General features: G+C 64.0%; 8 protein-coding genes and 1 pseudogene. 7 read left to right on the top strand and 2 right to left on the bottom strand.

What is annotated here, in order from left to right:
* Window positions 1–206, bottom strand: a pseudogene (locus AC062T_RS03335) (hypothetical protein); the annotation flags it as partial.
* A gap of 96 nt (window positions 207–302) precedes the next feature.
* Between AC062T_RS03335 and AC062T_RS03340 the strand changes: the two are divergent.
* The 7 genes from AC062T_RS03340 to ndk all read left to right on the top strand — a co-directional run bounded on the left by AC062T_RS03340 (window position 303) and on the right by ndk (window position 8,088).
* Window positions 303–653 carry a GntR family transcriptional regulator gene (locus AC062T_RS03340; protein WP_108516857.1) on the top strand — a complete coding sequence of 117 codons (351 nt, stop codon included), beginning with the start codon at window positions 303–305 and terminating at the stop codon, window positions 651–653.
* Complete coding sequence (locus AC062T_RS03345; RefSeq protein WP_476027376.1) at window positions 650–1,666, top strand: DUF1648 domain-containing protein; 1,017 nt, start codon at window positions 650–652, stop codon at window positions 1,664–1,666. Before AC062T_RS03340 ends, AC062T_RS03345 begins: the two co-directional genes overlap by 4 nt.
* 66 nt (window positions 1,667–1,732) lie before the next feature.
* Window positions 1,733–2,293, top strand: coding sequence for a hypothetical protein (locus tag AC062T_RS03350; RefSeq protein WP_476027378.1), 561 nt, complete (start codon window positions 1,733–1,735; stop codon window positions 2,291–2,293).
* A gap of 257 nt (window positions 2,294–2,550) precedes the next feature.
* Window positions 2,551–5,892: an isoleucine--tRNA ligase gene (ileS, locus tag AC062T_RS03355; protein ID WP_476027379.1), complete on the top strand. Its 3,342-nt coding sequence runs from the start codon at window positions 2,551–2,553 to the stop codon at window positions 5,890–5,892.
* A complete protein-coding gene (locus AC062T_RS03360) occupies window positions 5,885–7,291 on the top strand; it encodes a bifunctional folylpolyglutamate synthase/dihydrofolate synthase (protein WP_476027381.1) in 1,407 nt (468 codons plus the stop codon). Before ileS ends, AC062T_RS03360 begins: the two co-directional genes overlap by 8 nt.
* On the top strand, window positions 7,279–7,656 hold the full coding sequence (locus AC062T_RS03365) for a DUF4233 domain-containing protein (protein WP_476027383.1): 378 nt from the start codon (window positions 7,279–7,281) through the stop codon (window positions 7,654–7,656). Before AC062T_RS03360 ends, AC062T_RS03365 begins: the two co-directional genes overlap by 13 nt.
* Before the next feature lie 9 nt (window positions 7,657–7,665).
* Window positions 7,666–8,088, top strand: coding sequence for a nucleoside-diphosphate kinase (ndk, locus tag AC062T_RS03370; protein WP_476027385.1), 423 nt, complete (start codon window positions 7,666–7,668; stop codon window positions 8,086–8,088).
* A gap of 5 nt (window positions 8,089–8,093) precedes the next feature.
* On the opposite strand, the gene AC062T_RS03375 is transcribed toward ndk, so the two are convergent.
* On the bottom strand, window positions 8,094–8,335 hold a 242-nt coding region (locus AC062T_RS03375; protein WP_476027387.1), incomplete at its 5' end, for a vitamin K epoxide reductase family protein.

Genomic DNA, 8,335 nt, shown 5'->3' on the forward strand with positions numbered 1-8,335 from the left:
ATCAGGTTGCTCATGTCCCAGTAGGCAGTGAGCGCCGCTTCGGCTGCCGCGAGGGCTTCGTCGTCTGAGGAGAAGAGTGGGGCGGTGGACTGGGATGGTTTAGAGGGCGGAGTCGGTGTCGAGCTGCAGCCGATGAGCGTCAGCACGGCAGCCGTTGCGGCGATAACGCCGAGCAGGCGAGAGCGTGAGGCGGCGGGCGCAGGCATGCTGTGACCGTAGTAATTTCGCCGCGCGTGCGTGCGAATTCTCCACAGAAGCGTGGTCGATTTGATCTAGCTCAACTAGAACAATAGAGTGGCGGCATGCTCATTCGTGTCGATCCCTCCGCAGAGGCACCGCTCTTCGAGCAGCTCTCCACTGCGGTTAGGGCTGCCGTCATCTCGGGCGAAGCTAAAGCGGGGGAGCGGCTGCCATCAGCTCGCGAACTCGCCGAATCGCTCGCTATCAACGTGCATACGGTTCTCCGGGCCTACCAGGAGCTGCGTGACGAAGGCCTTATCGAGCTGAGACGCGGCAGAGGCGCCGTGATCGTGGCATCCCCGCGCAGCTACGACGCCCTCAATGCTGCCATCGCCGTGGCCGTCGCCGAAGCGAAAAAACTTGATCTTCCCCCCGCGGCGCTCGCCGCACTCATCAGAGAGGCCTACCAGTGACCCCGGATAGCACCACCGACCTTGCCCGTCGCATCCACAACACCCGCATCCGAGCGACCCTGGTGGGCGGAGTCTTCCCTGCTCTCGTCGGCTTCATTGGCGCCGCCGTCGCCGCATCCTGGATTCCCGAGGTCCCCAACCCGGCGGCAATTCACTGGTCCGGGTCTGGCCCAGACGGGTTCGGCAGTCCCTGGCAACTGGTGTTCATCATGTTTGTTGTCCCGGTCGGGTTCGCGGTTTTTGCTGCCACCTCGACATGGAAGACAACGGATGCGGGATTGCTCAGTGCGAACCAGAAGGCCATAGCGGTCACGGGTCCATGGCTAGCGAGCATTATCGCCATAGGCATCGGCGGATCGCTCGCGATTCAGCGGGGCTTCGCTGATGCGCATGATGTTCCCGACGCGGGGCCAGCCCTCCTGCTGGGATTCATCGTCGGGTTTGCGCTCGCGGGGCTGGCATGGTTCATCCTCCCGCCCGTTGATCGCACCCCGGTCGCCGGTATCGAGCCAACCCCCATCGTCGCGGCGCCAACCGAGCGCGTCTCCTGGTCGACTGGGCTCTCCATGGCTCGGGGCGGCATCGTCGTCGTGTGCATTGCCATCCTCGCGATTGCGGCGGGAGGAGTGGTCGCATCCGCGAGTGAGCCAAAGATGCTTCCCCTCGTTGTCGGCATCGTTCTCGTGCTGGCGCTGTTGTTGGTGAGCATGTCGTGGTGGAGGGTCTCGGCCGATCACCGTGGGCTCACCGTGCGCAGCGTGGCGGGGTTCCCCAAGACCACCATCCCGGCGGCCGATATCGTCGCCGTGCGCGTCGTCGAGGTCAACCCCGCCGCCGAGTTTGGCGGGTGGGGCTGGCGTTGGGATGCCCAGGGGCGCTCTGGTGTCGTGATGCGCAAGGGGCCAGCGATCGAGGTTGAGCGCCGCAGCGGCAAGCGCTTCGTGGTCACGGTTGACGACGCAGAAACGGGCGCCGCTGTGCTCGCTGGAGTCATCGAGCACCCCGCCACTTGAACCCTGTCGGGCTGTGCAATAGCGTCGTTCGTTATGCATGCCAGAGCACAGCGGCGGGATTCGCCGGTGAGCAATCGCCGTCGGGTCGCCCTCGCGTTTGCCGTCGCAACACTCGGCGCGGCCGCCCTGGCGGGCTGCACGGGGCAGACGGGCGTCGATCAGACCGACCCTGATCCCGGCCCTTCGGCGACGAGCCCGAAGCCGGGCGACAGCAACTTCGTGCCAGCGCAAAACGACGCGTGCGAGTACCTCATCGGCGTCGGCGCGTCCGATTTTGAGGCGTACACGGGCGCGGATTTCTCTGCTTATGCAGAATCGCCGGCGCCGACCTCCTCGTTGCAGCCTCCGCTCTCCATCCTCGTGGAGCGCGGGGGCATCGTCTGCGAACTCGTCGGAGCCGCGACGGAACCGGTCGTTTTCGCCTGGAACCCCATCTCCGAAAGCCTGCGCGACGAGGTGATCGCGAGCATTGTGGCCGAGGGCTACGTCGTCGTCGACACGGAAGGCGGCACAGAACTTCGTGAAAACGAGGGGGATGTTGCGTTGCACTTGGTCACGAACGACGGCTGGTATTACTCGACCGAGGCCCGGGGCGCCGAGTTCATGCGAAACACCATAGAGGGCTAGCGATTTCGCGCCCAGCCCGCTCGCGGTATCCTTATGTCACAGGCTGTGATCCGACCATCATCGGGGAGCTTTCGGAAGAACGGTGGGCATCCTGGATGCCCGTCTAGTAGAACCGAACGGGGCTGGCCCGTCATCGCCAAGGAACAAGCGGCTCGATGCGTTCACTGTGACGCAGAGGGCAAGCGGGGTGGTACCGCGGCAGGTGATTCTCATCATCCGTCGTCCTCGTGCAGAGTCATGACTGCCCAGGAGACCCAATGACCTACCCTCGCCCCGACGCCGACGGTTCTCCCGCCGAGCCCCTCACGCCGAGCCCGAGCCTCCCCGCGATCGAGCAGGGAATCTTGGCGTTTTGGAAGGGCGATGGAACCTTTCAGGCATCCATCGATCAGCGCGAGGGATGCGAGGAGTGGGTTTTCTACGATGGCCCTCCCTTCGCCAACGGACTGCCGCACTACGGCCACCTGCTCACGGGTTACGCCAAGGACCTGTTTCCGCGCTACCAGACGATGCGCGGCAAGCAGGTGCAGCGCCGATTCGGTTGGGACACCCACGGGCTGCCTGCGGAGCTCGAGGCGATGCGCCAGTTAGGCATCACCAAGAAAGAAGAGATCGAGGAGATGGGGATTGGCGCCTTCAACGCCGCAGCCCGTGCCTCAGTGCTCAAGTACACCGATGAGTGGCAGAACTATGTGACCCGTCAGGCACGCTGGGTCGACTTTGAGAACGACTACAAGACGCTCGATGTGAGCTTTATGGAGTCCGTGATCTGGGCGTTCAAGCAGCTCCACGATAAGGGGCTTGCCTACGAGGGCTTCCGCGTTCTTCCCTATTGCTGGAACGACGAGACTCCGCTCTCCAACCACGAACTGCGCATGGACGACGATGTCTACAAGATGCGGCAGGACCAGACCGTCACCGTGACATTCCCGCTCGTCGGAGAGAAGGCCGAAGTGCTCGGCCTCACCGCGGTCAGGGCCCTGGCCTGGACGACGACGCCGTGGACTTTGCCCACCAACCTGGCCCTGGCCGTGGGGCCGGAGATCGAATATGCGGTCGTGCCGAGCGGACCACTCGGGGGAGGCGACGGGGCAGAAGAGGGCGTCGCCGAATACCTTCTCGCGGGCGACACGGTCGCCGCGTATGCAAGAGAGCTGGGCTACGAGAGTGCAGAGGCTGCGCGTGACGCGATCTCCCGCACGATCAGCGGCGCCGAACTCGGAGGCGTGCAATATGACCGCCTCTGGGACTTCTATGCGGATGCCGAAACCTACGGCACGCAGAATGCGTGGCAGATCCTTGTCGCTGACTACGTGGCGACGGGTGAGGGCACGGGCATCGTGCATCAGGCTCCTGCCTACGGCGAGGACGACCAGATCACCTGTGCTGCCGCTGGAATCCCCGTTGTCATCTCTGTCAACGACGGCGGGCGCTTTTTGCCGAGCGTCGAGCCCGTGGCAGGCATGCAGGTCTTCGACGCTAACAAGCCGCTAACGCAGTTGCTTCGGGCCGAGGGGCGTCTGCTGCAGCAGAAGAGCTACGAGCACAGCTATCCGCACTGCTGGCGCTGCCGCCAGCCGCTCATTTACAAGGCGGTCTCGAGCTGGTTCATCCGCGTTCCGGAGTTCCGTGACCGTGCGGTCGACCTCAATGAAGAAATCAACTGGGTTCCCGAGAACGTCAAGCACGGTCAGTTCGGCAAGTGGATGGCCGGCGCCCGCGACTGGTCGATCTCGCGCAACCGCTACTGGGGCTCGCCCATTCCGGTGTGGAAGAGCGACGACCCCGAGTACCCCCGTATCGACGTCTACGGCTCGCTAGAGGAGCTTGAGCGCGATTTCGGAATGTTGCCGCGCAACTCCGACGGCGAGGTAGATCTGCACCGTCCGTACATCGACGACCTCACGCCTCCCAACCCCGACGACCCGACGGGCACCTCCACGATGCGCCGCATCGAAGACGTGCTCGACGTGTGGTTTGACTCGGGCTCGATGCCCTATGCGCAGGTTCACTATCCGTTCGAGAACCGCGAGTGGTTCGACTCGCACAGCCCCGCCGACTTCATCGTGGAGTACATCGGGCAGACCCGCGGCTGGTTCTACACGATGCACGTGCTGTCGACCGCGCTCTTTGACCGTCCCGCGTTCAAGAACGTGATCAGCCATGGCATCGTGCTCGGCAACGACGGCCAGAAGATGTCCAAGTCGCTGCGCAACTATCCCGACGTCAACGAGGTCTTCGACCGCGATGGCGCGGATGCGATGCGCTGGTTCCTGATGTCGTCGTCCGTCATCCGCGGTGGCAACCTCATCGTGACCGAGGAGGGCATCCGGGAGGGTGTGCGGCAGTTCTTGCTGCCGCTCTGGAACAGCTATTACTTCTTCAGCCTCTACGCCAATGCAGCCCAGGAGGGCGGCTACGTTGCGTCGTGGCGCACCGACTCCACGAACGTTCTCGACCGCTATCTGTTGGCCAAGATGCGTCAACTCATCATCGACGTGACGGCCCATCTGGACGCGCTCGATTCCCCGCTTGCTGCCCAGTCTCTGCGCGACTTCGCCGATGTCCTCACCAATTGGTATGTGCGTCGCAGTCGCGACCGCTTCTGGGCGGGCGACAAGGGTGGGGCCGAGTGGCGCGATGCCTTCGACACGCTCTTTACCGTGCTGGAGACCCTCACGCGTCTTGCCGCGCCACTGGCGCCGTTGGTCACGGAACGGGTCTGGAAGGGGCTGACCGGAGGGCGCAGCGTGCATCTTCTCGACTGGCCGGATGCCGAAGCCTTCCCCGAGGACGACGACCTCGCGAGCACCATGGATCGGGTGAGGGAGATCGCATCCGCTGGTCTTGCCCTTCGCAAGTCGACGGGCAAGAGAGTTCGTCTGCCATTGGCAAGCCTCACGGTAGTGAGCGAAGACAGCGAGCGACTGGCGGCATTCAGCGACATCCTGCGCGACGAACTCAACGTGAAGCGGGTCAACCTGCAGCCGCTCGTGGAGGGCAGCCTGGGCGAGTACGGCATCGAGCGCAAGCTCACGGTCAACGCTCGTGCGGCTGGGCCGCGCATCGGCAAGGCCGTGCAGCAGGTTATCCCCGCAGCAAAGCGCGGGGACTGGGTCGCCAACGGGGACAACGTCATCGTCGGAGGCCTTGAACTCCTGCCCTCAGAGTTCGAGCTCGAGTTGACCGCAGCCGATGAATCGAGCGCGATCAGCTTTCTCGCCTCGGGAGGCTTCGTGCTTCTCGATACTGCGACCACGCCGGAGCTTGAGGCCGAGGGGCTGGCCCGTGACATCATTCGCGCCGTGCAAGACACCCGCAAGGCCGCTGGTCTCGACGTGAGCGACCGCATCCGTCTCGACCTGTTCTTTGCGTCGGAGGAAGAGGCTGCTGCGGTCGAAAGCTTTATCGAGATCATCGCGGAGGAGACTCTCGCGGTGGCTACGGGCGTCGCCGCCGGACCAGGCGCTGAACTCGCCGGCTCTGTAGGCGCCCACCGCGCCACCGTGCCGGCAGGCAAGTACGCCAACACGGGGGACATCGTCATCGATGTCGCTCGCATCGAGGGATCACAGCAAGGAGCATCGATCGATGTCTGAGAATTCACCACGCAACAAGAAGCTGTCTGACGACCCCGAACTCAGCGACGACGCTCTCCTTCAGCCGAGAGCCGATCAGGTTTATGCGCAGCTGCTTTCGCGCGTGGGGGAGTCGTCGCCGCGGCCCCGTCTTGAGCCGACGCGGCGTGCTGCCGCCCTCCTCGGCGACCCGCAAGCGGCAAGCCCGGTCATTCACATTGCCGGAACCAACGGCAAGACCAGCACGAGCCGCATTATCGACAGCCTTCTGAGGGCGCACGGTTTGCGCACGGGACTGCTCACGAGCCCGCACCTGTCGCGCGTAAACGAGCGCATCATGATCGACGGTGAGCCCATCAGCAACGAGGCCTTCATCGCGGCGTGGAGCGACATCGAGCCGTATGTGACCATGACGGATGCTGCGCTTGCGCAGGAGGGCGAGGCGCCTCTCACCTATTTTGAGACGTTCACGCTGCTGGCTTTCGCCGCGTTTGCCGACGCTCCCGTCGATGTGGTCGTTCTTGAGACCGGAATGGGCGGGGAATGGGACTCCACGAACATTGCCACGGCCGATGTTGCGGTGTTCACGCCCATCGCGCTGGACCACGTTCATCGTCTCGGCTCGACGATCGCCGAGATCGCGCGTACCAAGGCTGGCATTATCAAGGAAGGCAGTGTCGTCGTCACGGCGGCGCAGGACCCCGCCGCTGCAGCCGAGCTTTCTGCCAAAGTCGATTCCCTCGGGGCGACCATTGTCCGCCAGGGAGACGGCTTCGATGTCGCCGCCGGCACGATGGCGGTCGGCGGCCAGCTCGTCTCCGTTCGGGGACGCTCCTCAACCTACGGCGACGTCTTTCTCCCGCTCTACGGTGCTCACCAGGCCCAGAACGCTGCGGTGGCCGTTGCGGCGGTCGAAGCATTCTTCGGCGACGGAACACAGGCGCTTCCGCTTGATGTCGTTGAGGAGGCGTTCGCCACGGCAACCTCGCCCGGCAGGCTCGAACTCGTCGGCATCGACCCGACGGTGATCGTTGATGCAGCCCACAATCCGCACGGTGCGCAGAGCCTGACTCGCGCTCTGGAGGAGTTCTTCGATTTTGATGAGATCGCTTTTGTCGTCGGTGTGCTTGAGGACAAAGACGCCGAGGGCATCATCTCGGCTCTGGCACCGAAGGCGACCCGGTTCTATGTGACCCAGTCGGCATCCGATCGCGCGGTGTCATCGGACGACCTCGCGTACATCGTTAAGGAGATCGCCGACAGCGACTCGACGTGGGAGTACGACGAGGCTTCTGAGGCCCTCGCTGCGGCCCGGGCTTGGGCCGCCGAGCAACCCAAGCGCGCCGTGGTAGTCACGGGGTCGATCACCCTCGTGGGCGAGGCCATCGATATCGCTAGCGAAGAGGGGTGGAAACCGTGAGCGCCGTCAAGCGCAGGCGTGGAGCCACCGAGAGCCTTCTCTCGATCGTGCTCGGCCTCGAAGCCGTTCTGATCTTTTTTGTCACCCTCACCGTGTTTGCGCTCAAGCTTCTGCCCGTCGGCGTGGCCTTCGGCGGCGGGGCGGTCTTCGCCATCCTGCTGCTGCTCACATCCGGGATGCTGCGTCACGAGTGGGCACTCTGGGTTGGCTGGGCGCTTCAGGCTGCCCTGATCTTTCTCGGATTCGTGCACCCGGCGCTTTTTGTGACGGGCGTGATCTTTGTCGCGATCTGGACGTACTGTTTCGTCGTCGGTCGCAGGCTCGACCGTCGCAACGCCGCCTTCTTTACCCCCACCACCAACTAAGGAGAAACCGTGTCCAACGACATTGAAGAAACTCTCGTGCTTGTTAAGCCGGATGGCGTCGCCCGCGGACTCACCGGTGAGGTCCTTCGCCGCATCGAGGCCAAGGGATACCAGCTCGTTGACATCCGATTCGTTCAGGCCGATCGTTCACTTCTCGCGGAACACTACGCGGAGCACCAGGGCAAGCCGTTCTATGAGCCCCTCGTAGAGTTCATGGAGAGCGGCCCCGTTGTTGCGATCCGCGTTGCAGGCAATCGAGTGATCGAGGGATTCCGTTCGCTCGCCGGCACAACAGACCCGACGACCGCTGCACCCGGCACGATCCGCGGTGACCTTGGTCGCGACTGGGGCGTCAAGGTTCAGCAGAACCTCGTGCACGGCAGCGACTCGCCTGAGTCGGCAGCGCGCGAACTGGCCCTCTGGTTCTCCTGACCCGCCTATAGGTAGGCGATCACGTCCAGCCTCAGCTGGGCGATGATCGCCACCACAAGGTAGCTCGCCACGGTGAGCAGCGGGATCCACCCCAACACGGCTCCAGCGGCGGTGGCCAGCCGGGGCCGCGGTGAGCGTCTCAGTAGCTCCGCCCAGCACAGCCAGAAGACGGGAATCGTCACAGCCCAGGTGACCATGCACCACGGGCAGAGCGTGCCGAGAACGAAGATGCTCTGCGAGATCAGCC

The sequence above is a fragment of the Homoserinimonas sp. genome (assembly GCF_056262345.1).